At 38.4% G+C, this 23,311-nt stretch carries 20 protein-coding genes; 8 read left to right on the top strand and 12 right to left on the bottom strand.

From position 1 onward, the window contains the following. Positions 1 to 45 precede the first annotated feature (45 nt). Both NO346_RS10295 and NO346_RS10290 read left to right on the top strand, forming a co-directional pair. Positions 46 to 2,508 (top strand): ExeM/NucH family extracellular endonuclease, encoded by a 2,463-nt coding sequence (locus tag NO346_RS10295; protein ID WP_256415107.1) that lies wholly within the window; start codon positions 46 to 48, stop codon positions 2,506 to 2,508. Between the two features lie 238 nt (positions 2,509 to 2,746). Continuing rightward, positions 2,747 to 3,358, top strand: coding sequence for a glutathione binding-like protein (locus NO346_RS10290; protein ID WP_004662579.1), 612 nt, complete (start codon positions 2,747 to 2,749; stop codon positions 3,356 to 3,358). 55 nt (positions 3,359 to 3,413) lie between these two features. On the opposite strand, the gene NO346_RS10285 is transcribed toward NO346_RS10290, so the two are convergent. Further along, entirely contained in the window at positions 3,414 to 3,758 is a 345-nt protein-coding gene (locus tag NO346_RS10285) for a hypothetical protein (RefSeq protein WP_087545240.1), read from the bottom strand. A 157-nt stretch (positions 3,759 to 3,915) separates the two neighbouring features. Then, positions 3,916 to 5,481 carry an alkyl hydroperoxide reductase subunit F gene (gene ahpF, locus NO346_RS10280; RefSeq protein WP_256415106.1) on the bottom strand — a complete coding sequence of 522 codons (1,566 nt, stop codon included), beginning with the start codon at positions 5,479 to 5,481 and terminating at the stop codon, positions 3,916 to 3,918. 229 nt (positions 5,482 to 5,710) lie between these two features. On the opposite strand from ahpF, the gene NO346_RS10275 reads away from it, so the two are divergent. Continuing rightward, the gene (locus tag NO346_RS10275) at positions 5,711 to 5,929 is read left to right on the top strand and encodes a DUF1653 domain-containing protein (protein WP_039046993.1); all 219 of its coding nucleotides are present in this window, start codon (positions 5,711 to 5,713) and stop codon (positions 5,927 to 5,929) included. 5 nt (positions 5,930 to 5,934) lie between these two features. On the opposite strand, the gene NO346_RS10270 is transcribed toward NO346_RS10275, so the two are convergent. Then, a complete protein-coding gene (locus NO346_RS10270) occupies positions 5,935 to 6,960 on the bottom strand; it encodes an AraC family transcriptional regulator (RefSeq protein WP_256415105.1) in 1,026 nt (341 codons plus the stop codon). A 122-nt stretch (positions 6,961 to 7,082) separates the two neighbouring features. Between NO346_RS10270 and NO346_RS10265 the strand changes: the two genes are divergently transcribed. Next, the gene (locus NO346_RS10265; RefSeq protein ID WP_256415104.1) at positions 7,083 to 8,282 is read left to right on the top strand and encodes an alkane 1-monooxygenase; all 1,200 of its coding nucleotides are present in this window, start codon (positions 7,083 to 7,085) and stop codon (positions 8,280 to 8,282) included. A gap of 47 nt (positions 8,283 to 8,329) precedes the next feature. Here the strand turns inward: NO346_RS10265 and NO346_RS10260 are convergent, their stop codons facing one another. After that, positions 8,330 to 8,542, bottom strand: coding sequence for a KTSC domain-containing protein (locus NO346_RS10260; RefSeq protein WP_005159645.1), 213 nt, complete (start codon positions 8,540 to 8,542; stop codon positions 8,330 to 8,332). A gap of 253 nt (positions 8,543 to 8,795) precedes the next feature. Beyond that, positions 8,796 to 9,359 (bottom strand): alkyl hydroperoxide reductase subunit C, encoded by a 564-nt coding sequence (gene ahpC, locus NO346_RS10255; protein ID WP_004662563.1) that lies wholly within the window; start codon positions 9,357 to 9,359, stop codon positions 8,796 to 8,798. 475 nt (positions 9,360 to 9,834) lie between these two features. On the opposite strand from ahpC, the gene hrpA reads away from it, so the two are divergent. Next, positions 9,835 to 13,689 carry an ATP-dependent RNA helicase HrpA gene (gene hrpA / locus NO346_RS10250; protein ID WP_256415103.1) on the top strand — a complete coding sequence of 1,285 codons (3,855 nt, stop codon included), beginning with the start codon at positions 9,835 to 9,837 and terminating at the stop codon, positions 13,687 to 13,689. Between the two features lie 46 nt (positions 13,690 to 13,735). Next, on the top strand, positions 13,736 to 14,842 hold the full coding sequence (locus NO346_RS10245; protein ID WP_256415102.1) for a beta-ketoacyl-ACP synthase III: 1,107 nt from the start codon (positions 13,736 to 13,738) through the stop codon (positions 14,840 to 14,842). 56 nt (positions 14,843 to 14,898) lie between these two features. Here the strand turns inward: NO346_RS10245 and ssb are convergent, their stop codons facing one another. Next, positions 14,899 to 15,423 carry a single-stranded DNA-binding protein gene (gene ssb, locus NO346_RS10240; protein WP_256415101.1) on the bottom strand — a complete coding sequence of 175 codons (525 nt, stop codon included), beginning with the start codon at positions 15,421 to 15,423 and terminating at the stop codon, positions 14,899 to 14,901. A 54-nt stretch (positions 15,424 to 15,477) separates the two neighbouring features. Continuing rightward, a complete protein-coding gene (lipA, locus tag NO346_RS10235; protein WP_256415100.1) occupies positions 15,478 to 16,491 on the bottom strand; it encodes a lipoyl synthase in 1,014 nt (337 codons plus the stop codon). A gap of 191 nt (positions 16,492 to 16,682) precedes the next feature. On the opposite strand from lipA, the gene sthA reads away from it, so the two are divergent. Both sthA and NO346_RS10225 read left to right on the top strand, forming a co-directional pair. After that, on the top strand, positions 16,683 to 18,098 hold the full coding sequence (gene sthA, locus NO346_RS10230; RefSeq protein WP_005159656.1) for a Si-specific NAD(P)(+) transhydrogenase: 1,416 nt from the start codon (positions 16,683 to 16,685) through the stop codon (positions 18,096 to 18,098). A gap of 87 nt (positions 18,099 to 18,185) precedes the next feature. Then, positions 18,186 to 18,668 (top strand): DUF3465 domain-containing protein, encoded by a 483-nt coding sequence (locus tag NO346_RS10225; protein WP_256415128.1) that lies wholly within the window; start codon positions 18,186 to 18,188, stop codon positions 18,666 to 18,668. 40 nt (positions 18,669 to 18,708) lie between these two features. On the opposite strand, the gene NO346_RS10220 is transcribed toward NO346_RS10225, so the two are convergent. The 5 genes from NO346_RS10220 to NO346_RS10200 all read right to left on the bottom strand — a co-directional run bounded on the left by NO346_RS10220 (position 18,709) and on the right by NO346_RS10200 (position 23,306). Next, positions 18,709 to 19,161 (bottom strand): DUF962 domain-containing protein, encoded by a 453-nt coding sequence (locus tag NO346_RS10220; RefSeq protein WP_004662548.1) that lies wholly within the window; start codon positions 19,159 to 19,161, stop codon positions 18,709 to 18,711. A 180-nt stretch (positions 19,162 to 19,341) separates the two neighbouring features. Next, complete coding sequence (locus NO346_RS10215) at positions 19,342 to 19,953, bottom strand: septal ring lytic transglycosylase RlpA family protein (protein ID WP_256415099.1); 612 nt, start codon at positions 19,951 to 19,953, stop codon at positions 19,342 to 19,344. 287 nt (positions 19,954 to 20,240) lie between these two features. Continuing rightward, the gene (gene mltB, locus NO346_RS10210; protein ID WP_256415098.1) at positions 20,241 to 21,242 is read right to left on the bottom strand and encodes a lytic murein transglycosylase B; all 1,002 of its coding nucleotides are present in this window, start codon (positions 21,240 to 21,242) and stop codon (positions 20,241 to 20,243) included. 19 nt (positions 21,243 to 21,261) lie between these two features. Next, positions 21,262 to 22,404 carry a rod shape-determining protein RodA gene (rodA, locus tag NO346_RS10205; RefSeq protein WP_005159663.1) on the bottom strand — a complete coding sequence of 381 codons (1,143 nt, stop codon included), beginning with the start codon at positions 22,402 to 22,404 and terminating at the stop codon, positions 21,262 to 21,264. A gap of 242 nt (positions 22,405 to 22,646) precedes the next feature. Beyond that, positions 22,647 to 23,306, bottom strand: coding sequence for a hypothetical protein (locus tag NO346_RS10200; RefSeq protein WP_087545902.1), 660 nt, complete (start codon positions 23,304 to 23,306; stop codon positions 22,647 to 22,649). Between the last annotated feature and the right edge of the window lie 5 nt (positions 23,307 to 23,311).

The following is a 23,311-nucleotide window of genomic DNA, read 5'->3' as shown; positions in this document are numbered from 1 at the left end:
GAGATTGAATAGCCTAATGTCGATTTAAACATTAAGTAAAAATTTATGAAAAATTTTAAATTCCATTCGATTGCAATTTGTTTCGGCTTATTGGGGGCTTCTTCGGTATTTTCTGTGGCACATGCCCAGTTGATGTTTAGCCAATATATTGATGGTAGTAATAATAAAAAAGGATTAGAAATTTATAATCCAGATCAAACAGCCGTTAATTTAGCTGATTATGAGATTCAACAGTTTAATAATGGTGGTACATCTAAGCCATTTGTCTATCCTTTAGTCGGAAACCTTGCGAGTAAGGGGCGCTTTTTAGTTGGACATACTGCCTTACAAACTGAGTTAGGGGATAAGATCAATCAAGTCGCTGCACTTTCGTTTAATGGCGATGATGCCATTTTATTGGTTTATAAAAGCAAAGTGGTAGATCGTTTTGGAAGATTGGGTGAGCAACCAGCTTCTGGTGGCTGGGGCACAACAACAATTAGTAAAGCGAATAGTTTTACTCGCTTGCAAACGGTAAATCCTGTAGCTGAGGTTGATCCTAAAACTATATTTGATCTTGATAATTCTTGGCGTGCATGGAAGGATCGGAATGATTTTTCAAATCTAACAGGCTCAACAATACCTCCTATTACTGAAATAGTCAGTTGCTCAAGTACGGACACCACGATTGCAGATTTAAATAATAAAGCAACTCAAGGGCAAAACTATACGCTCCGTGGTGTGATCACTGCTGATTATCGTTATGAAAATGGTTTCTCTGGTTTTTATATTCAAACTATTGATAGTAAAGCTAAACCAAACGTGAGTAATGCGATTTTTGTGTATATTCCAGCGAGTAGCTCTGTGAAAGGCGGGCAAGTTGGGGATGAAGTGATCTTACGAGGACGTTTGACTGCGTATCAAAACCAATTACAGATTGATCAGTTACAGCAAGATATTTTGACCTGTAATGGCAATATGGCAAATCAGGTACAGCCAAAAAGTGTTGATTTACCGTTTCATAGTTTGACTGAATTAACTGCCAATTCACCGCAACTTTATCAAGGGATGTTGGTAAAACTACCGCAAACTTTAACCATCAGTGAAAATTATAACTATGGTCGCTTTGGTGAGCTGTCACTGAGTAAGGAGCGATTATTTATTCCAACAAACTTATATCCACCTTTATCTGCTGAGGCAAAAGCATTAGCACAGAAAAACTTATTATCGAAGATTATTTTAGATGATGGTTATAACAATCAAAACAGAACGCCTTGGTTGCCGCAGAGCTTCAGTGCAACAAATAGTTTGCGCTCTGGTGATCAACTTAAGAACATTGAAGGGATTTTAGAATACCGTTTTAATGGTTGGCGCATTCAGCCTATTCAGGGACGTAGTCTCCCAGAATTGGTCACTAAAACACCATCAAGACCAAATGTTGCCACTAAAGATACGCAGTTGATACGTGCAGCAGCATTTAATGTCTTAAATTATGACAATGGCAAAACAGGATTTCCAACTGAGCGTGGAGCATCTAGTCAATCTGAATTTGATAAACAGCATCTGAAAATTATTAAAGCTTTAAAAGCAATTGATGCCGATGTATACGGTTTGATGGAAATTGCAAACAATGGCTATGATAAAAATAGTGCAATTGCATATTTAACCCAAGCTTTAGGCGCTGATTGGAAATATGTAGTTCCTGAAAATCAGGATCGTTTAGGAACAGATGTGATTGCTGTTGCCATTATTTATAACAGCAAACGTGTAAAACCTGTGAACAAGCCAGTTGTACTTGATTTAGGTGATAAGAATAGATCGACGATTGCGCAAACTTTCCAACCGATTTCTGGAAAGCAAATGTTCACGATTATTCCTAATCACTTGAAATCTAAAGGATGTACAGGTGTTGATACGAATACAACAGATGCTGATCAAAAAGATGGGCAGGGTTGTTGGAATCCAACACGTGTGAAAGCTGTTGAACAACTCGTTCAATGGATGGCAAAAAATCCAACTCAGGTTGAAAAGCCAAACATCTTAGTTTTGGGGGATATGAATAGTTATGCTAAAGAAGATCCGATTCAGGTGTTTGAAAAGGCAAATTACAAAGTTCTATTAAATGACAAAGTTGTAGGGCAAGGTGAGCAGGCTTATAGTTATGTGTTTGGTGTATCAAGTAATGCGGAAGGCTATGGCGGCGCAGGCAATTTAGATCACGCAATCGCAGATGCAAATTTATATAGTAAAGTAAAAAAAGCATTTACTTGGCATATCAATGCAGATGAACCAACAGTCTTAGATTACAACGAAGAATATAAAACCGATGCACAAAAAGCATTATTTTTCTCAGAAGATGCTTATCGCTCTTCAGATCATGATCCTGTAATTGTTGATCTTGATATGAGTGATGCCGAGAATAAACCTTCACCGTCAAATACTTCATCGGGGAGTTTTGGATGGTTATCGATCTTAGGTCTTTTGGGTCTTGCAAGTTTTTCCAAGCGCTCGAGAAAAGATAAAGTGTGATCTATGCAAAAAGAGGAGGATAGAAGTAATCTATTCTCCTCAAAAAATGATCTATTTGAGCAGGATATATACGATGATAATAAAAAGTTGACATAAGACTACTTGCAAAATCATGTAATTTCACTAATAGTCAGATCATTCAGTATTTTTTACTTTTTTTGACAAATTTGTGGAAACACATTTTGCAAATTATGGTAAAGCATTTTAGAACATCAGAGTTAGATAACAAGGATCAATTATGAAGTTGTATTACTCACCTGGTGCTTGCTCATTGGCAGCACATATTATTTTAAATGAAATAAATGTAGATTTTGATTTAGAACGCGTTGATCTAAAAACACATAAAACCTCGAAAGGGGTAGATTATTATGAAATTAACCCGAAAGGTTATGTTCCAGCTTTAGAGATTAATCCTGGTTTAATCTTAACTGAGAACGTTGCAATTTTACCGTTTCTGGCACAACACGATCCTAAACAGGATTTAATCCCACCATCGGGCATGGGGCGTGCCAAAGTCCTTGAATGGTTAGGTTATTTAAATTCTGAGTTGCATGATGCTTATGCAGTTTTCTTTAGTGGTAAGTTAACGGATGATGAAAAAACCAAAGCATATGCTGAGGTAGATCGTTTACTGAAATATATCGACAATTATTTAGCTGAATCAGAATATGATTATTTAGTGGATGATAATTTTGGTCCAGCAGATGCGTATTTATTTGTACTTACAAATTGGTCAAATCATATTGAACACGATTTAACACCATATATTCATATTATCGCTTTGCGTAATAAAGTCGCTGAACGTCAGTCGGTTCAAATTGCAATGCGTGATGAAGGATTACTCGGTTAGTTTTCTCTGCATTAAAAAAGCCTCTGTGATCAGAGGCTTTTTTATAATCAAAAGATTATTGTTGCGCTTTTTCTTTTACATCAGCAGCGCCGTTTTCAACTGCACCAGCAACTTTAGCAGTTGCATCACGTGCAGCGGCTTCAGTTTTTGCAGCAGCTTCAGCAGTTGCATGAGCAGTATGATCAGCAGCAGCATCGATTTGATCAGCAGCAGTATCAACTGCTGTAGCTACATTGCTTGTTGCAGCATCAGCAGCATTTTTCACATCAGCGCCAGCTTGTTCAGCAGCGTTTTCTAAATGTTCGCCAGTAGTTGCCCCAGTTTCAGGCGCTTTATCTTTATTACAGCCTACAAGTGCAACAGTAGCAGCGAGACCTAATGCAACAAGTAATTTATTCATTTTTCGTTCCTTTTCTTCGTGGCATCCAATAGGTATGGATAGCGAAAATATAAACATAAACTGTATGAATAATAAAGTTGAAAATTTGTTGATAACTTGTAAAAACACGCACTTACATTTTTGAAATGTAAATGCGTGCACATGTTTTTAGATTATTTTAAACATCAGAGCGAATCATATAATCAAAAGCTGATAAAGAAGCTTTGGCACCTTCACCTGTGGCAATGATGATTTGCTTGTAAGGTACGGTGGTACAATCCCCCGCAGCAAACACACCTTTGACATTGGTTTCATTACGATCATTGATCACAATCTCACCACGATTGCTGAGTTCAACCGCACTGTTCTTCAAGAAATCTGTGTTTGGCAATAAACCAATCTGCACAAAGATTCCTGCAAGTTCTACCGTATGTTCAACATCAGTCGCGCGATCTTTGTATTTCAACGCAGTGACTTGTGAACCATCTCCGACCACTTCAGTACTGAGCGCATTCAAAATCACAGTGGTATTCGGCAAGCTGTTTAGCTTGTCTTGTAGCACTTGATCTGCACGAAGCTTGGTATCAAACTCAACCAACGTCACATGCTCAACAATTCCTGCAAGGTCAATCGCAGCTTCTACACCAGAGTTACCACCACCAATCACCGCAACACGTTTGCCTTTGAATAATGGGCCATCACAGTGTGGGCAGTACGCAACACCACGGGTACGGTATTCTGCTTCACCCGGTACATTCATTTCTCTCCAACGTGCGCCTGTTGAAAGAATAATGGTTTTCGATTCAAGCTTAGCTCCATTTTCCAATTCAACTTCAACCAGACCATTGGCGGTCTGATCTGCACCTGTGATCTTGCTGACACGTTGCAAATTCATGATATCCACACCGTACTCACGTACATGGGCTTCCATATCTTGAGCAAACTTTGGACCTACGGTTTTTTGAACCGTGGTGAAGTTTTCAATGTCCATAGTATCCATGACCTGACCACCAAAGCGTTCAGCCACGATACCTGTTTTGATCCCTTTACGTGCTGCATAGATCGCTGCTGTACCACCTGCAGGACCACCACCAATCACCAATACATCAAAAGCATCTTTGGCATTGAGTGCTGCGGCATTTTTTTCAGCTGAGTTGGTATCTAACTTCGCCACGATTTCTTCCAAAGTCATACGACCTTGTCCAATATGTTCATTGTCTTGAAACACCATCGGTACAGCTAAGATTTTGCGTTCTTCAACTTCTTCTTGGAAAAAACCACCATCAATCATGGTCGCCGTTGCATTCGGGTTATAGATTGCAATCAAGTTGAGTGCTTGAACCACATCTGGACAGTTATGGCAGCTCAATGAAACAAACACATCAAAGTTTGCTTTTAAGTTTAAGCCTTTGATCTGGTTCAAGACTTCATCAGAGACTTTAGGCGCATAACCCGATACTTGTAATAAAGCCAAGATCAAAGAAGTAAACTCATGTCCCATTGGTAAGCCAGCAAAGAACACACGTGGTTGTTCACCTGCTTTAGCTACACCGAAACTCGGACGGCGAGCGTTTGAACCGTCAAAACGCGCCGTAACTTGGTCAGAAAGTTCTGCAATTTCAGTCACGAGTTCTTTGATTTTTGCAGCTTTGTCTGATTCATCTAAAGCCGCAACTAACTCGATTGGACTTTCTAAACGTTCTAAATAGGCTTTTAACTGGGTTTTAATATTTTGGTCTAACATGTAAATCTCCAAACTCTCAGCAGTTCAAGTCAGCTAAATTTATTCAATGAAGCCATAGTACGAAAAAATAATGAATAGGTAAAACAGTATGTTTTTATGGGTTTGATCGGATTTTTGAATTTAAGATAAAATAAACATTTTGAAGATTTTTATACCTAAAAATTTGAATATATTCAAACTTGTTATATAACTGCAATTATTTCATGGCATAGCCTAAAGGAAAAATAGCATGGCATTACAACGTGGCATCTACCAACACTATAAAGGGCAACTTTATCAGGTTTTCAACGTAGCGCGTCATAGCGAAACCGAAGAAGAATTGGTGGTGTATCAATGCTTATATGGAGATTACTCGATGTGGGTACGTCCACTCAGTATGTTTACCGAAACAGTTCAGCTTGAAGATGGACAGGTGATTCCACGTTTCAAATTGATACAGATCACTTAATTGTTTTATTGGGTCTTGCATCGCGATAGGCGATAGTGTTGTGGGCTACATCCCATCATTTTATTAAATGCACGGGTGAAGTTTGCAGGGTTGGAATAACCCAGTTCATAGGCAATATGGGTGATGGTAAAGGTTGAATTTTGTAGAAGGTCGATAGCGCGTTCAATGCTGATCTGCTGTTTTAAGGCATGAAACTCGACACCCTGTTGCTGTAAATAGCGTTGCAGGGTTTTGGTAGAAATATTTAGAACTTGAGCGCATTCAGTTAATGTTGGAATCTGATTGGCTTGTCTTAGCATCATGCTGACCCATTCAACAATTTCGCCCTGATGGTAAATTTTTTGAATCTGTTCCTGACAACGTTGTTCAACCACTTTTAGGCTATGAGCGTCCGCCAAAGGTAAGGAAAGTGCCAACTGTTCTTGATCAATCACGACACGGATGCCAGACATCCACGTATAGTTAAAATGAAAGCTGGCTTTGACTAAATGTAGATAACGTTCCTGATACACAGGTTCAGGAATGCTTAGATAAACCTGATAACGTTGTAGTTGCTGTCCAGCCAGTTCCAGCAGGCTGTAGTAAAAGCCAACCGCGATTGCTTCAATATGAAATGCTAAACATTGCTTATTCATTTGCAAGATTGGTTCAAGTAATAACTCAACCTTATGTTGATTAGCTGGAAATTGAATCGATAGCTTAAAGCTTGGCATAATTAGCCGAAAATATTGTACAATTAATCTCAATGCATGTTCTAAATTTGGACTGGTCATTAATGCATATCCAACCAAACTATGCGAACTGAGTTTTAGATTTTTACCGAGTTCAAAAGCCAAATCTTCTGTATTAGGTAGGCTCAGGCCAAGTGCAATAAATTGTTCAATTTGTTGAATTGATAAAAGCTCAGTTTTAGAAAGTTCGTTATGAAATGCGTTTAATACCTGATTATCATATTGATGAGTACCGATCAGAATTTCGATCAACCGCAAGTAATAACGAGACGGAATAACAGGGATTTGCTGTTTTTGCACAATAAAAAACCACTAAAGTCTTAAAATGATAATATCAAGTCTTAAAATGATAATATAGAGTGACTGCAAAAGAACACAATCAATTCAAGCAAAACATTTTGTGTTTGATTGAGGAGTTTCTAATGAATATGCATACTCAACTGGATGTAGAGCAAGCAACAACAACTTTTAAAGATAAAAAACGTCATTTGTGGTTATTGGGTTTGGCAGTACCGACCATTGCAATGGGTGGTTTAGCAGGTTATCAATTTGGACCGAAAAAAACCAAAAAATTCTTTGCCTCTTTTGGCCCATTATTTATTCATGGTGTTATTCCTGCATTGGATAAGTTAATTGGTGAGGACACAGAAAATCCACCACTTGATGCGATTGCAGATTTAGAAGCTGATCCATATTATTCTCGAATTGTTAAACTTTTTATTCCATTGCAATATGCGACCAATATTTACGGCACTTATTTGGCAAGTCGTAAAGGTACATCACTTGCAGATCAAGCGTTATTGGGTACTTTGGTGGGGATGGTGAATGGTATTGCCATCAATACGGCGCATGAATTGAGCCATAAAAGTGGTCGTCTCGAACATTATTTATCACATTTGGCATTAGCTCCATCGGGCTATAATCACTTCCGTATTGAGCATCCATATGGTCATCACCGCCGTGTTGCAACGCCAGAAGATCCAGCATCATCTCGACTTGGTGAAACTTTCTGGAAATTTTTACCGCGTACAGTGATTGGTAGTTTCAAATCTGCGATCGAAATTGAGAAAAATCGTTTAGAGCGTAAAAAATTGCCATTCTTCTGTAAAGAGAATGAATTGATTCATGGTTGGGCGATGTCTGCTGTGTACCATGCTGCTATGTTTAGCAAATTTGGAGTGCGTTCAGCACCGTTCCAAGTGACTCAGGCTGCCTATGCGATTACTTTGTTTGAATCAGTGAATTATATTGAGCATTATGGTTTAAAACGTGAAAAGAAAGCCAATGGTCAATATGAGCGTACTTTACCTGAGCATAGTTGGAACAATAACAATGTAGTGACTAACTTGTTCTTGTATCAATTACAGCGTCACTCAGATCATCATGCAAATCCAACACGTAGCTTCCAAACTCTACGTCATTTTGAAAATGCACCACAGTTACCAGCGGGCTATGGAGCGATGATTTTACCAGCCTTTATTCCTTCATGGTGGTCAAAAATTATGGATGATCGAGTAGTAGAGCATTACAAAGGCAATATGGAGAAAATTAATATTCATCCAAACGCAAAAGAAAAAATATTAGAGAAGTATGCTGAACAAGTTGAAGTCGAAGCTGCTTAATCAATTTAAATAAAAAAACCAGCCTTAATATAGGCTGGTTTTTTTATTTATGAGGCTAAAAGATAAAGTCGTTTAAAATGCAGATCAAACTCAAGGTATTTATGGACAAAAGCAGTCTTATCAGTTGTGCGTAGCAAATTGTCATAGATAAATTCTGGAACAGGATGATAAAGCTCGGCTGTGCCATTGCTGTAAAAAATTTTTAAGTAGCGTGAAGAAATATCATATTTCCAAAAGGTTACAACAACAGTTTTTTCCATATATTTTCCCTCATTTTAGTTTGATCATTTAGTACATACGAAAAACTCTTTATGTTTCATAATTTGACATTACTCCATGTAAAGCAGGCTGACAATTGATAATTGAATTTCGTTATAAATTTATAAGTATAAGAATTGTAAAAAATTTACTATTTAATTGAGATCGATGTATCGCAAAAAGGTGAGCAAATGACAAATAAAAAGAAACCACTCTTTTAGAGTGGTTTCTTTTCAACATTGTTAAATCTAAAAATTAGATTTTACCAACGAGGTCGATCGATGGAGCAAGAGTCGCTTCACCTTCTTTCCATTTAGCTGGGCAAACTTCGCCTGGGTGGCTTGCTACGAATTGAGCAGCTTTAAGCTTACGTAAAGTTTCTGAAACATCACGTGCAATTGCATTGTCATGAATTTCAGCAGTTTTAATTACGCCTTCTGGGTTGATGATGAACGTACCACGTAAAGCTAAACCAGCTTCTTCGATATGCACATCAAAAGCACGTGTTAATTGATGTGTAGGATCGCCAACTAATGGGAATTGAGCTTTACCTACAGCAGGAGAAGTTTCGTGCCATACTTTGTGAGAGAAATGAGTATCAGTTGTTACGATATAAACTTCTGCACCAGCTTTTTTGAATTCTTCGTAGTTCTCAGCAGCATCTTCAACTTCAGTAGGACAGTTGAAAGTAAATGCAGCAGGCATAAAAATTAGAACAGACCATTTGCCTTTAAGATCAGCATCAGTGACTTGAATGAATTCACCGTTACGGAATGCATCAGCTTTAAATGGTTTAACTTCAGTATTAATTAAGCTCATCATTGTCTCCATGATTGAGGTTTTATTGAGAGGCTAATGCCTTATTTGTTTACGAGGTTAAGAATAAATAATTTTTAGTTATTGGGGAAATAGTATTTTTACATGACTAAAATCGGAAAATTGAATGAATCAATATAAAACGATTTTCACCCTAAGATATAAGCCTATTTGACTCCAATAAGATGAAGCAAATATGACGAATACCTAAAACTAACTCGCATAACAACATGCAGTCGATAGTATTAAAATTCAAGGGTAAAATTGAAAAAATCTAAAAAATATAGAGAAAACCAAGATATACACTTAGATTTTTACCTATGTTTTGCTTGGTTTAAAAATAAGAAAATGCAAAAGTACCCTTGTGTATCAATTGAATAGTGCATGTTTTTGAAAAGAACTAAATGTGGTTGCTTTGCATAGCAACGCTTTAAGGCGTAAAATAGCTGATTAGTTTATTTTCTAGGAAAGCTGTTCAGTGCAGAGTCATTTAAATGTAGATCAATGGGTTATGGCACGTGACCGTCACCGTTTAAATCGACTGCGCAAAGATAAAAAAACACCACCAGCGGAAATCAAAAAACTTTTTCAACAGTCAAATGACAAAGTCAAACAACGCTTAGCGCGTATTCCCCAAATTAAACTCAATCAAGATTTACCTGTTACTCAGTATGCAGATCGCTTGATCGAAGCGATTCAAAAGCATCAGGTCATTATTGTGGCGGGTGAAACGGGTTCGGGTAAAACCACGCAGTTACCACAAATTGCTATGCTTGCTGGTCGTGGTCTCACTGGGATGATTGGGCATACTCAGTCGCGACGTTTAGCTGCTCGTAGTGTCTCGCAACGTATTGCAGAAGAAGTTGGGCAGAAACTGGGTGAGGCGATTGGCTTTAAAATCCGTTTTAATGAGCAGGGATCGCAAGATTCTATCGTGCGTTTGATGACGGATGGTATTTTGTTGGCTGAGCTGACGAACGACCGCTTCCTTTCAAAATACGACACCATCATTATCGATGAAGCCCATGAGCGTTCACTGAATATCGATTTCATCATGGGTTATCTCAAACAGTTATTACCAAAGCGTCCTGATTTAAAAGTAATCGTGACGTCAGCGACTTTAGATGTAAATCGTTTTAGCCAATACTTTAATGATGCACCGATTTTTGAAGTAGAAGGGCGCAGCTTCCCTGTTGAAGTACGTTATCGTCCAATTTCGGAACTCAGTATTATTGGTAGTGATGATGATGAGTTTGATGATTTTGAAGAGAACTTACCACGTGCTGTTGTACAAGCGGTCGAAGAGTGTTTTGCTGATGCTGAGAGTAAAGGGCATCCAGAACATGCTGATATATTGATTTTTGCCAGTACAGAGCAAGAAATCCGTGAATTACAAGAAACCTTACAGAAGTATGGTCCTCGGCATACTGAAGTGTTGCCTTTATATGCGCGTTTGGCACTCGCCGAGCAGCAAAAGATTTTCAGTCCAAGCGGTAAAGGTCGCCGTATCATTATTGCAACCAACGTTGCTGAAACAGCATTAACCGTTCCTAATATTCGGTATGTGATTGATAGCGGTTTTGCTCGTATTTCACGTTATAACTACCGTTCACGTGTGCAACGCTTACCGATTGAAGCGATTTCACAGGCAGCAGCCAATCAGCGTAAAGGTCGTTGTGGTCGTATTGCTGCGGGTGTGTGTATTCGTCTATACAGTGAAGAAGATTTTTTAAGTCGTCCTGAGTTTACCGAACCAGAGATCAAACGAACTAACTTAGCTTCTGTTATTTTGCAGATGCAAAGTCTTGGTTTAGGTAGTTTAGAAGCTTTTGACTTTATTGAGCCGCCTGATTTTCGTTTGGTGAATGATGGACGCAAGCTTTTGATTGAGTTAGGTGCATTAAGCGAACGTAAGAACGATTTAACTAAAGTCGGTCAAATGATGGCACGCATGCCGATTGATCCACGATTAGCACGTATGCTGATTGGTGGCGCTCATTTTGGTGTACTGAAAGAAACTTTAATTATTGTCAGTGCCTTGGCGATTCAAGATCCACGTGAGCGTCCTGCGGACAAGCAAATGCAGGCCGATCAGAAGCATGCCTTATTCAAAGAAGCGGACTCAGACTTTTTATTCTATTTAAAACTTTGGAATACGCTGCAAACCAGTCCTGAAACACAAACTGAAAATAAGCGCCGTCAATTTGCGCGTCAACATTTTTTAAGTTGGTTACGTTTACGGGAATGGAAGCAAACCCATCAGCAATTAGTTGAGTTGGCTGAAGGATTAAAGCTGAGCTTTAATGAAAAGGCAGCCAATTACGAAAATTTACATCGAGCATTATTAACAGGTTTACTGTCATTTATCGCCAATAAAACCGATGAACGTAATACCTTTATGGCGGTACGTCAGCAGAAAGCCAAAGTATTTCCTGCCAGTACACTGCATAAGACCAATACTGCTTGGGTGATGGCATTTGAGATGGTGGAAACTTCTCAAGTGTATTTACGAACTTTAGCAAAAATTGATCCTGAATGGATTTTATTAGCTGCACGTGAGCTATTGAAATATCACTATTTCGAACCACATTGGTCGAAAAAAGCAGGCATTGTGAATGCCTATGCGCAAATTTCATTGTTTGGTTTAATTATTGAACCAAAACGTATGGTGAATTTTGAGAAAGTTGATCAAGCCGCAGCCCATGAAATCTTTTTACGGGATGCCTTAACGACTGGTAATTTGGGTATTACACCGCCATTTTTAAAACACAACTTACTTAAACTTGAAGAAGTTGAGCGTGTTGAAGATAAACTGCGTCGTCGTGATTTAGTGGTCGATGAAGAAACTATTTATCAATTTTATGCAGCGAAAGTCCCAGAAGAAATTGCCAGCCGCCGTAGTTTTGAAGATTGGCGTGCAACAGTAGAGCCAGATCATCCGCGTTATCTTTTTGTAGAAGATGATGCCTTATGGATGAATGATCGACCAACCACACAGCAATTCCCAGATTATTTACATAATGGACAATTGCGTTTAGCTGCGAGCTATCGTTTTGATCCAAGCCATGATGAAGATGGTGCAACGGTTAAAATTCCTGTGCAGGCTTTGCCACAAGTAGATGAAAAACAATGGTCATGGGGGATTCCTGGGTGGCGTCAGGATTTAATTGAGGCTTTGCTCAAGGCGTTGCCTAAAGACAAACGTCGTAATTTAGTTCCGATTCCAGATACTGCGAAAAAACTGATGCAAGGTGTCGATGCAGTACATTTGCGTGAACATCTGTTTAGTTACTTGGCTTTTGCTCTGCGCGGTGAGCAAATTACTGAAAAAGATTTTTCTTTTGAACGAATTGATCAATATCTTGTACCTTTTATTAAAGTTGTGGATGAAAAAGGCAAACTCATTGCGCAAGGACGTGATTTAGACGAACTCAAAGCGCGTTGTCGTGTCGAAACTCATCGTCCTGTGAAGCAGCAAAAGGGTGAGTTCCAGACTTTTCCTGAAAATTTTGTATTTGAAGCGTCTCAAAAAGTCACGGGAGTGGTCGTAAAGCAATATCAGGCTTTGGTTCCAAGTAAAGTTTTTGCTGAACTTGATGTTAAAGATGAGTCGGGTGTGGTGATTCAAACCTTTAATGATCAGGATGAAGCAATTAAGCAACATCGTGAAGGCGTGATTCGTCTTTTACACATGCAATTGGGGGATTTAATTCGTCAATTGAAAAAACAGATTTCCAAACCATTAGCTTTGGCATATTCGCCTTTAGGTGATCGGGCGAAGTTGGAACAAATGCTGGTTTATGCAACCTTACAAGTTTCAATAAAATCCTTGCCTAAAGATACAGCGGAATTTAATCAGCTAATGGCTGATGTAAAAAAGCAATTCTTAGCAGATGGTCAAAAAGTTTTAATTGATATTACTGAGATTTTTACTCAATGGCAGCAAATTCGTCGCGAGTTATTGGTTTTAGATCAGGATATCTTTGGTCGAAGTGTGGATGACATAGAAGACCAACTTGATTTAATGTCGTTGGCGAACTTTGTCTACAGTAAACCTGTTGAGATGTGGCAGGAATACCCACGGTTTTTAAAAGCATTGCTATTGCGTTTGGATCGTTTGCCAAATAATCTACAACGTGACCTCGCTGCAATTGACGATATTGATCCATGGATGGACAAAGTATTTAAATTTAAAAATGATCCTAAAATCAAAGAATTGTATTTGATGTTGGAAGAACTTAGAATTTCCTTGTTTTCTCAACCGATGAAAACAAAGATGCCAATTTCACCAACTAGATTGCAAAAACTATGGGATCGATTAGCAATCGGTTAAACTGAGCAATAATGAAAGTTAGAAGCATTCTTTACAGGAGTTTTACATGGGCATTCGTATAACAGGTACAGGGTTATTTCACCCAACCGAATCTATTTCTAATGAAGAGTTGGTTGAAAGTTTAAATGCTTATGTAGAACAATTTAATCAAGAAAATGCTGACAAAATTGCAGCAGGTGAGATCGAAGCATTGCGTGGTTCAAGCCCAGAATTTATTGAAAAAGCTTCTGGTATCCAACGTCGTTATGTGGTCGAAAAATCGGGTATTCTTGATCCAAAACGCTTACGTCCACGTTTACAAGAGCGTAGTAATGATGAGCTTTCACTTCAAGCGGAGTGGGGCGTCATTGCTGCAAAACAAGCGATGGAAAATGCAGGTGTTACCGCAGAAGATATCGATGTTGTCATCTTAGCTTGTTCAAATATGCAACGTGCCTACCCAGCGGTTGCAATTGAAATTCAGTCAGCTTTGGGCATCCAAGGTTATGCTTATGACATGAATGTGGCTTGTTCTGCTGCAACATTCGGTTTGAAGCAAGCCTATGATGCAGTGAAATGTGGCGCACGCCGTGTATTATTACTCAATGTTGAAATTACCTCAGGTCATTTAGACTACCGTACTCGTGATGCACATTTCATTTTCGGTGATGTTGCGACGGCTTCAATTATCGAAGAAACTGAAACTAAATCAGGCTATGAAATCCTAGATATTCATTTGTTTACTCAGTTCTCAAATAATATTCGTAATAACTTTGGTTTCTTAAACCGTAGTGAAGATGCTGTTGTTGATGACAAATTGTTTCGCCAAGATGGTCGTAAAGTTTTTAAAGAAGTTTGCCCATTGGTTGCAAAAATTATTACTGCACAGTTAGAAAAACTTGAATTAACTCCTGAACAAGTGAAGCGTTTCTGGTTGCATCAAGCCAATGCCAATATGAATGAGTTAATTTTAAAATTGGTTGTTGGTAAAGATGCTGATTTAGAACGCGCACCTATTATTTTGGATGAGTTTGCTAACACTTCTTCTGCGGGCGTAATTATTGCGATGCATCGTACAGGTGAGCAAGTCAATAATGGCGAATATGCTGTGATCTCTTCATTTGGTGCAGGATATTCGGTTGGTTCGATTATCGTACAAAAACATATTGCTTAAGCTTTTAAAATGAACAAGATTAAGGAGCAATTGATTTGCTCCTTTATTTTTTTAACTTAATCGCCTATTTCACAGTTATAACATTCATCACCTGAAATTGGTGTGTCGCAAACCCCACATATTTTCTCTCCCCCATACTCATAATCATCACAAGTATCGTAGTCATTATTATAATGATGTGCATGATAAACTTTAGATTTATTATAAGTGCTTGTGTGCTGTTGATTAAAGTTTTTATAATGTGGGCGAGCATCTAAAAATTCGATTTTATTCGCATAAATTTCAGTAATATAACGTTGCTGATGATGGGAATCAGTCCATTGACGAGTACGTAACGCACCCTCAATATAAATTTTTGAACCTTGCTGTAAATATTGTTTGGCGATTTCTGCTAGATGATTCGACAACATAACATGATGTAATTCAGTTTGTTCTTTACGCTGACCTGATTTTTTGTCTGTCCAAGATTCATAGGTAGCAATTGAGAGTTTGGTAAATAATTCTTGTTGCCCTATAATAACTACCGTTTCAGGATTTTGATTTAATTCACCTATTAAAATAACTTTATTAATACCACGCATTTGTATTTATCCTATTGTATATTCTATCTATTATAGAATATACAATAGTATTTACTAAGCTTCCACTGTTTGAACCGCAATTTTCTTGGCTGGATCAATTTTACGTCGCACTGCTGGGACAGGTTCACCATAATACTGGCGGTCCGCAAAGTAGCTTGAACGAACCATCGGCGCTGACCAAATATTTCTAAAACCTAATTTACGACCATGTTCAGCATAACGCTCAAACTCTTCTGGTGTAACAAAACGATCAATCGGTGCATGCTGTTTAGAAGGTTGTAGATATTGACCAATAGTCACGTAATCTACGTCGTGCGCACGAAGATCATCGAGTAAAGCAATCACTTCCTCTTCTGTTTCACCAATCCCCACCATCAAACCACATTTCGTTGGTACGTCAGGACAGTATTCTTTAAACATTTTTAAAAGATTTAAAGAATGTTGATAGTCAGAACCTGGGCGCATTGCTTTGTATAAGCGAGGAACAGTCTCGATATTATGATTGAAAACATCGGGTGGACATTCGGTCATGATGCGTAAGGCAATATCCATACGCCCACGGAAATCTGGAACTAAAATTTCTAATAAAGTTTTTGGACTGAGTGCGCGCGCTTCTTTAATACAATCCACAAAGTGTTGAGCACCACCATCTAATAGATCATCACGGTCTACAGAAGTAATCACTGCATACTTAAGACCTAAGTTAGAGATGGTTTCAGCCATGTGACGTGGTTCATCAGGGTCAAGTGCGTTTGGTCGACCATGCGCCACGTCACAAAACGGGCAACGGCGAGTACAAATATCACCCATGATCATAAAAGTAGCAGTACCACCACCAAAACACTCAGGGAGGTTAGGGCAGGCAGCTTCTTCACAAACAGTATGGAGTTTTTGCGAACGTAGAGTTGTTTTTATACGCTGAACCTCTTCAGGTGCAGTCATTTTGACGCGAATCCAGTCTGGTTTACGAGGCACTTCAACCGTAGGTATAACTTTTACAGGAATTCTTGCGACTTTTTCTGCGCCACGAAGTTTTATGCCCTGTTCAGGTTTACGGTGTTCAGACATATTATTTTCTACAACCTATTGCTTGAGATATTCGATTATTATAGTCAAATTTATTGGTTTATAGGATGAATTAGGTATTCATTTTGAAAATGTGAATATATAAAAATATATGGTTGAGAAATACATCAAGCCATAGCATATTAGTTATCATATATATAGAAGTAAACAGCGAAGAGACAAAGGAGCTTTGAATGCCACGTAAGAAAGAGGTCGTTGGTGGGAATGTTGTAAAATTTGATGCAGTAATTCTCGGTTCTGGCCCAGCTGGTGAAGGCGCGGCAATGAAGCTAGCTAAAGCAGGTAGACGTGTAGCGATCGTTGATATACGTGATCAACTTGGTGGTAATTGTGCTCACGTAGGAACAATTCCGAGTAAAGCATTACGTCAAACAGTATCAAGTATTATTCGATATCAACGTGACCCAATGTTTCAAAAGGTCGGTGAGTGGAAACAATTCACCATGAAACAAGTGCTACGTAATGCACATAAGGTAATTCAACAGCAAGTTGATACGCATACACGTTTCTATGATCGCAACAAAATTGATGTGTTTCATGGACGTGCTTATATCCAAGATAAAAATACGGTTTTGATTTTTGGTCAGGACGGAATCAAAGATACGATCATTTGTAAGCAAATCGTGATTGCAACAGGTAGTCGTCCTTATCAACCACAAGGTTTAGATTTTAATCATCCGCGTGTATTTGATTCAGATAAAATTCTTGATTTGGATTATTCAATTCAAAAAATCATTATTTATGGTGCTGGTGTGATCGGTTGCGAATATGCCTCGATTTTCATTGGTTTAGACCATAAAGTTGATTTGATCAATACTCAACAAAAGCTTTTAAGCTACCTTGATGATGAAATCGCAGATGCATTGTCATATCACTTACGTGAACAAGGCGTATTGATTCGACATAATGAGCAAATTGACCGCTTAGAAACCTTTGATGATCATGTGGTTTTACATTTGCTGAGCGGTAAGAAGATTAAAGCTGATGCAATTTTATGGTGCAACGGTCGTTCTGGTAATACAGATGGTCTTGGTTTGGAAAATGTCGGTCTAACACCGAATAACCGTGGTCAGCTGATGGTCAATGATCAATACCAAACTGAAGTTGATAACATCTATGCTGCAGGGGATGTTATTGGTTGGCCATCACTTGCATCGGCTGCTTATGACCAAGGGCGTTGTGCAGGTGCAAATATGGTTGGTGAGAAAAATGTTAAGCCAATTAAAGATGTACCAACAGGTATTTATACAATCCCAGAAATTTCTTCAATTGGTAAGAACGAGCAGCAATTAACTGAAGAAAAAGTACCTTATGAAGTAGGTCAGGCTTCATTCCGTCATCTAGCTCGTGCCCAAATTACGGGTGATACTGTCGGTGAATTAAAAATCTTGTTCCATCGCGATACTTTAGAAGTACTAGGTATTCACTGCTTTGGTAATAATGCGGCAGAGATTATTCACATTGGGCAAGTGGTGATGCATAGTCCAAACAATACGTTGAAGTACTTCGTTGAAACGACATTCAACTATCCAACGATGGCAGAAGCATATCGTGTAGCAGCTTTGAATGGTATGAATCGTTTATTTTAAATGGCGATGGATTTAGTTCGATAAGCAACAAAATGCCAATCAACTTGATTGGCATTTTGTTATCGGGATTTAGTTAGGAAATTTGCGATGAAAACTAAAATAAATAATCTAATTCTTGTAGTAATCATTTTGTTGCTTGCAGCTTATTTGAGTTTCGATTTTAAAGAAAAGCAAAATACTAGAATTACTAGCAGCACCACACAAACTTCAGTTTCAAATACTAATATTTCTGTCGATGATCAAAACAAGATCATGCAGGCTTATCAACAGCAAAGAAGCAATATTCAAGTTCAAGCGCAGGGTATTGTGAAAGCAGTTTTACCAGATGACAATCAAGGTTCAAAACATCAGAAAATGATTTTAAAGCTTGAGAACGGATTGACTGTGTTGATTGCCCACAACATTGATTTGGCGCCAAAAATTGAAGGACTTAAAAAAGGCGATAAGCTTGAGTTTTTTGGTGAATATGAATATAACCCAAAAGGCGGTGTGATTCATTGGACCCATCATGATCCACAAAGAAAACATATTGACGGATGGTTAAAATATAAAGGGAAAATATATCAATGATATTTTCCTTTTATCACTCATTCTATTTGCATGTTCTCAATCAGCTTGTAAGCGCTAATTTCTGACGAGATTTCCATTTAGGTAGGACTTTAGCTAAATAAGCGTCCATGCACCATACAGGGCCAATGAGGAGGAATTGTAAGTCTTTAAAGAAAGAAGGCTTTTTCCCTTCAACTTTGTGACCATAAAATTGGCCAATCCAAGCTATCACAAAGACACCAATATAGAATCCTACGCCTACAGGTAAAATAATAATGAGCCATGCCATAACGGCTAACAGTGCAGCCATTGCAACAGCCAAAACAATATCTAAGCGAGCATAAAATACTAAAGTGAGTACAAGAAGCAAAGCGGTGAGTAGGGTGCTAAAATGAGCCAAAATACCAATAATTGAAAAAAGAATAGCTGGGACACAAACCCAATGAATTTTTTTATTGGTTTGATTTTGATGGCTGTCACTATACTCATCAAACCACGTATCAATTGACTTCATGTTAGTTCCTTTACTGTATTCATTTTTATTTGCTCAATATAACGAATTAAATAAAAAGGGTCAAAATCATTCGCGGATTTGATGTTGCCCCAAAGAATAACTGTAATTTCTAAATTCTTTTGTCTCATAATAAAAAAGCCACACTAGGTGGCTTTTTTTGGAGAGTGTAAAACTAAGTTATTAAGAACTTGGCCCATCAACTCGTTCGATGCTCACATTACTAGTACCAGAACCAGACATACCAAGTTGCTTTGCAGCACCATAAGATAAATCTAGTACTCGGTTACCATGGAATGGACCACGATCATTTACTTTTACTACAACACTCTTGCCGTTGTCTTTATTTGTTACACGGATATAACAGTTTAAAGGAAGGCTACGGTGAGCTGCAGTTAATCCATTCATATCGAATGTTTCACCGCTTGCTGTTTTACGACCATGAAACTGACGTCCATACCAAGATGCAACGCCACTTTGGCTGAATTTACGAACTGTGTTTGAAGCAACAGCATTCAGTTTTTCAATCACTGAAGGCTCGTCTTCAGGAATATCGATTTTTGCAGCAATCGTTTGGCGACGGATTTGGTCACCTGAACGCTCAGTGATTGAAAGACTATTAACGTTTGAAAAACGCGAATTAAAATTTTGAGAATCTTTGCTTAGTACGCGGGCAGCTAAATTAGAACCATCCACATCATTATTCATTGATGTCGATTGTACCATTTCCGCATGTAACGGGCTTAAACTTAAGCCTGCCGTCAGCGCTAGAATATATTTTAGCGAAAACTGCATTGTATAAACTCCTAGAGAACATGCTTTTCTATTTCAAAAAACAACTTTGAAACATAGTGCACATGTCTAATTATTCACTTTTGCAATTACTTTACTTGAGTGGATAATATTCATCGCTTACGAAGTGTGTCTAGTCTTTAACGATAAATAGTTACAAAAAGGGCAAAAACTTACAGTTTGTGGTTAAAAAATAATCAATATTGTAACAAAATATATTTTTTGCTGAATATGTGATCTTTTTGCTTAATTTTTTTATTGACTTTTCAGAATGTTATAAAAAAGCTAGTCTATCGACTAGCTACTTCGGTGCCCAATAACCATACTGCTGTTGCATACATACGACTTTTATTATAAGTCGTAATCACTTGGAAATTTGGATAAGTAATGTAGTAAATTGGACCAAATTGGTCTTGTAATTGAATGACATTGACTAAGTCTAAATCATCAATTTTTACCAAAGGGTCAACAGGCGAAACCCCTAGTCTTTTCAATTCTCCATAGGGAATAGGTTGGGTTAAATCCTTGGAAATAATACTATCTGGGTTGTTGCCTAAGTAACGGGCTGGAAACCCAATTGGTTGATCGCGCTGCCAACCGTGTTGAGCTAAATAGTTAGCAATAGAGCCAATAGCATCTGTTGCTGAATTTCTTAAATCAATGTGACCATTTCCATCATAATCTACGCCCAACTTTTGAATATTGCTTGGCATGAATTGCGGATAACCAATAGCACCCGCATATGAACCAACGATACTATTTGTTGGATAGCCTTCCTTATATGTCCATGCGATCAGTGCCGCCAGTTCATCACCAAAATAGTCGGCACGGCGTGGGTAGCCAAATGCCAGCGTTGCAAGCGCATCTCTAGTGACGAAAGAGCCCTTATTCGCACCATAACCTGTTTCTACACCTAAAATGCCCAGAATGACTGTTTTAGGTACGCCAAACTGCTGTTCAGCACGATTCAACGCATCTTGATATTGATTTTTAAAGTTTGCCCCGCGTTGAATAGTGCCATCAACAAGAAACATTGAACGATATTCATACCAAGGTTTACTTTCGCCTGGGCGAGTCATGATATTGAGAATATTAGGTAAATCTTTAGCGCCACTCATGGCTGCATCAATTTGTTCACTCGTTAAATTATAAGTTGATATTGCTTTCTGCTTAAAAGCAAAGTAATTCGGATGTGTATAAAATTCATTTGCTTGAGCCCAATTACTGCTGACAAATAAACTGGCACTCAAACCAAGCAATTTAAAAGTTTTATTTAAATTAGGAAGAAACATATGTTTATAAAATTCCTCATTATCGATGTGTATGAATAGACATCACCAGTCCAAAAGTAGACATCAGGGTAATAATTGCCGTCCCACCATAACTCATGAAGGGTAAGGGCACACCAACTACGGGTAAAATACCACTGACCATACCTGCATTTACAAATACATAAACAAAAAATGACAAACCAAATGCGCCTGCAACCAAGCGACCATAGTTATGGAAGCTTTGTAAGCCAATTTGGAATGTTCTAAAGATAATTGCACAATAAAGAATAATAAGCAGTGTCACGCCAATTAAGCCAAATTCTTCAGAATAAGCGGCAATAATAAAGTCGGTATGGCCTTCAGGTAAGAAATGTAGATGAGATTGGGTGCCTTCTAAGAACCCTTTACCTGAGAATCCTCCTGAGCCAATCGCAGTTTTAGACTGAATAATGTTCCAACCTGTGCCAAGAGCATCTGCTTCAGGATCTAATAATGTAAGAACACGCTGACGTTGATAATCATGTAGTAAAAATTCCCAAGCAATTGGAATAATAATTGCGGCTAGACCTGCTGCTGCAGCGATGAGTCGCCAAGATAAACCACTTAAAAATAGTACGAAAATACCACTGGCCAGAACCAGTAGTGATGTACCTAAGTCAGGTTGTTCTGCAATAAGTAGAAAAGGTACGACAATCAACATCAATGACAGTACAACTTGTGAAAGGCTCGGAGGTAATGCTTTTCGTGATAGAAACCAAGCAATCATCATTGGCATACCAATCTTCATAAATTCACTGGGTTGCACACTGCCGAAGCCAGGGATATCAATCCAACGTTGTGCTCCCATACGGACTTCGCCAAAAATGACGACTGCCACTAAGGAAAGTACACCAAACACATAAAAATAAGGTGAAAATGCCTGATATACCTTTGGGGGGATTTGAGCCAAACTAAACATAACAATAAAGCCAATCCCAAAGCTCATTGCTTGCTTACTGACTAGTCCGACATCTTGCGCAGAAGCACTATATAATACTGTGAGTCCAAGTAAGGCATTTAAAACCAAAAAAGAACAAAGCCAAGGATCGATATGCAATTGTTGCCAACGAGAGGGCTGTGCAGCTGTACTTAAGCCATCACGAGGTGCTTGACGTAAAAATTTGTATTGTGAGCTTGGGGACATGTGATTCTAAATCAGGTAAATCAAGGCTTCGCGAATGCTAACATAAATGCGGATTTAGAGCGTGCAAATTTAGAAAATGTGAGATCTATAAGTATCCAGTTTATAATTGGAATGATCATCTGTTATCTATGAATTATATTAAATAATTATTATAAATCAATATTATATATTAAATTTTATATTGCATGCACCTAATAAAAAGCGATGGTTCCATGACCATCGCTTTTGCATCATTTGGCGAATTACTTTTGAACCAATAACTGATCAAAATGTTTTGCAAATACTTCAAGTTCACCTTGGCTTAAACCTGGGATGAGCTTATTGATCACAATGTGAACGGCTGTTTCGACGCCACTGGTTGCAACGCTCGCAACACCACGTTTCATCATGCCCAGACCCAGCGTTTTGTTAAATTCGGTCATGAAGTGGTGAATCAATGCATCAGCAAAAGTTTTAAATTGCTGGGTTAATGCATCACGTTGTGCCTTGCCATTTCCAGCAGCGACTTCTGCAAAGCTTTTCTTCATGTCAGCGACCAGCGTATCAGGCAGAACCGTACCAAGACGTTGTTGACCCTCATTGTCAGTAAACAGGCTTTTTTCCATAAACGACAACGATTCAAGAACCTGCTCGTTTGGTGCCTTGCCTAATAACTGTTTAAGTAAAGTCTCAACAATGCCACGGATTTTGATTGCAAGCTTCTCGGTAGTGTCACGCTTATCACTTGGCGGAAATTGTTGAACCAGCTTAATCAGCATGTTGTCCAGTAATTCATCCGTCAATTGTAAAGAGATTTTGTCACGTAAAGGGTATTGTGGTTCTTTACTGTCACGGCTAGCCTGTGCAAGTTGAATATCCTGACTCAAACCTGCTGATGGAAGAATACCGAAATAACTGGTCATTGAAA

The sequence above is a fragment of the Acinetobacter sp. 5862 genome (assembly GCF_024494585.1).
Classification (GTDB): domain Bacteria; phylum Pseudomonadota; class Gammaproteobacteria; order Pseudomonadales; family Moraxellaceae; genus Acinetobacter.
This window is presented reverse-complemented; position numbering and strand designations above follow the sequence as displayed.

What these genes read in the sequence shown, in the direction of transcription:
- NO346_RS10295 (WP_256415107.1), top strand. Translation starts at nt 46, where the DNA reads ATGAAAAATTTTAAATTCCATTCGATTGCAATTTGTTTCGGCTTATTG.
- NO346_RS10290 (WP_004662579.1), top strand. Translation starts at nt 2,747, where the DNA reads ATGAAGTTGTATTACTCACCTGGTGCTTGCTCATTGGCAGCACATATT.
- NO346_RS10285 (WP_087545240.1), bottom strand. Translation starts at nt 3,758, where the DNA reads ATGAATAAATTACTTGTTGCATTAGGTCTCGCTGCTACTGTTGCACTT.
- ahpF (WP_256415106.1), bottom strand. Translation starts at nt 5,481, where the DNA reads ATGTTAGACCAAAATATTAAAACCCAGTTAAAAGCCTATTTAGAACGT.
- NO346_RS10275 (WP_039046993.1), top strand. Translation starts at nt 5,711, where the DNA reads ATGGCATTACAACGTGGCATCTACCAACACTATAAAGGGCAACTTTAT.
- NO346_RS10265 (WP_256415104.1), top strand. Translation starts at nt 7,083, where the DNA reads ATGAATATGCATACTCAACTGGATGTAGAGCAAGCAACAACAACTTTT.
- NO346_RS10260 (WP_005159645.1), bottom strand. Translation starts at nt 8,542, where the DNA reads ATGGAAAAAACTGTTGTTGTAACCTTTTGGAAATATGATATTTCTTCA.
- ahpC (WP_004662563.1), bottom strand. Translation starts at nt 9,359, where the DNA reads ATGAGCTTAATTAATACTGAAGTTAAACCATTTAAAGCTGATGCATTC.
- NO346_RS10245 (WP_256415102.1), top strand. Translation starts at nt 13,736, where the DNA reads ATGGGCATTCGTATAACAGGTACAGGGTTATTTCACCCAACCGAATCT.
- ssb (WP_256415101.1), bottom strand. Translation starts at nt 15,423, where the DNA reads ATGCGTGGTATTAATAAAGTTATTTTAATAGGTGAATTAAATCAAAAT.
- lipA (WP_256415100.1), bottom strand. Translation starts at nt 16,491, where the DNA reads ATGTCTGAACACCGTAAACCTGAACAGGGCATAAAACTTCGTGGCGCA.
- sthA (WP_005159656.1), top strand. Translation starts at nt 16,683, where the DNA reads ATGCCACGTAAGAAAGAGGTCGTTGGTGGGAATGTTGTAAAATTTGAT.
- NO346_RS10225 (WP_256415128.1), top strand. Translation starts at nt 18,186, where the DNA reads ATGAAAACTAAAATAAATAATCTAATTCTTGTAGTAATCATTTTGTTG.
- NO346_RS10220 (WP_004662548.1), bottom strand. Translation starts at nt 19,161, where the DNA reads ATGAAGTCAATTGATACGTGGTTTGATGAGTATAGTGACAGCCATCAA.
- NO346_RS10215 (WP_256415099.1), bottom strand. Translation starts at nt 19,953, where the DNA reads ATGCAGTTTTCGCTAAAATATATTCTAGCGCTGACGGCAGGCTTAAGT.
- mltB (WP_256415098.1), bottom strand. Translation starts at nt 21,242, where the DNA reads ATGTTTCTTCCTAATTTAAATAAAACTTTTAAATTGCTTGGTTTGAGT.
- rodA (WP_005159663.1), bottom strand. Translation starts at nt 22,404, where the DNA reads ATGTCCCCAAGCTCACAATACAAATTTTTACGTCAAGCACCTCGTGAT.
- NO346_RS10200 (WP_087545902.1), bottom strand. Translation starts at nt 23,306, where the DNA reads ATGACCAGTTATTTCGGTATTCTTCCATCAGCAGGTTTGAGTCAGGAT.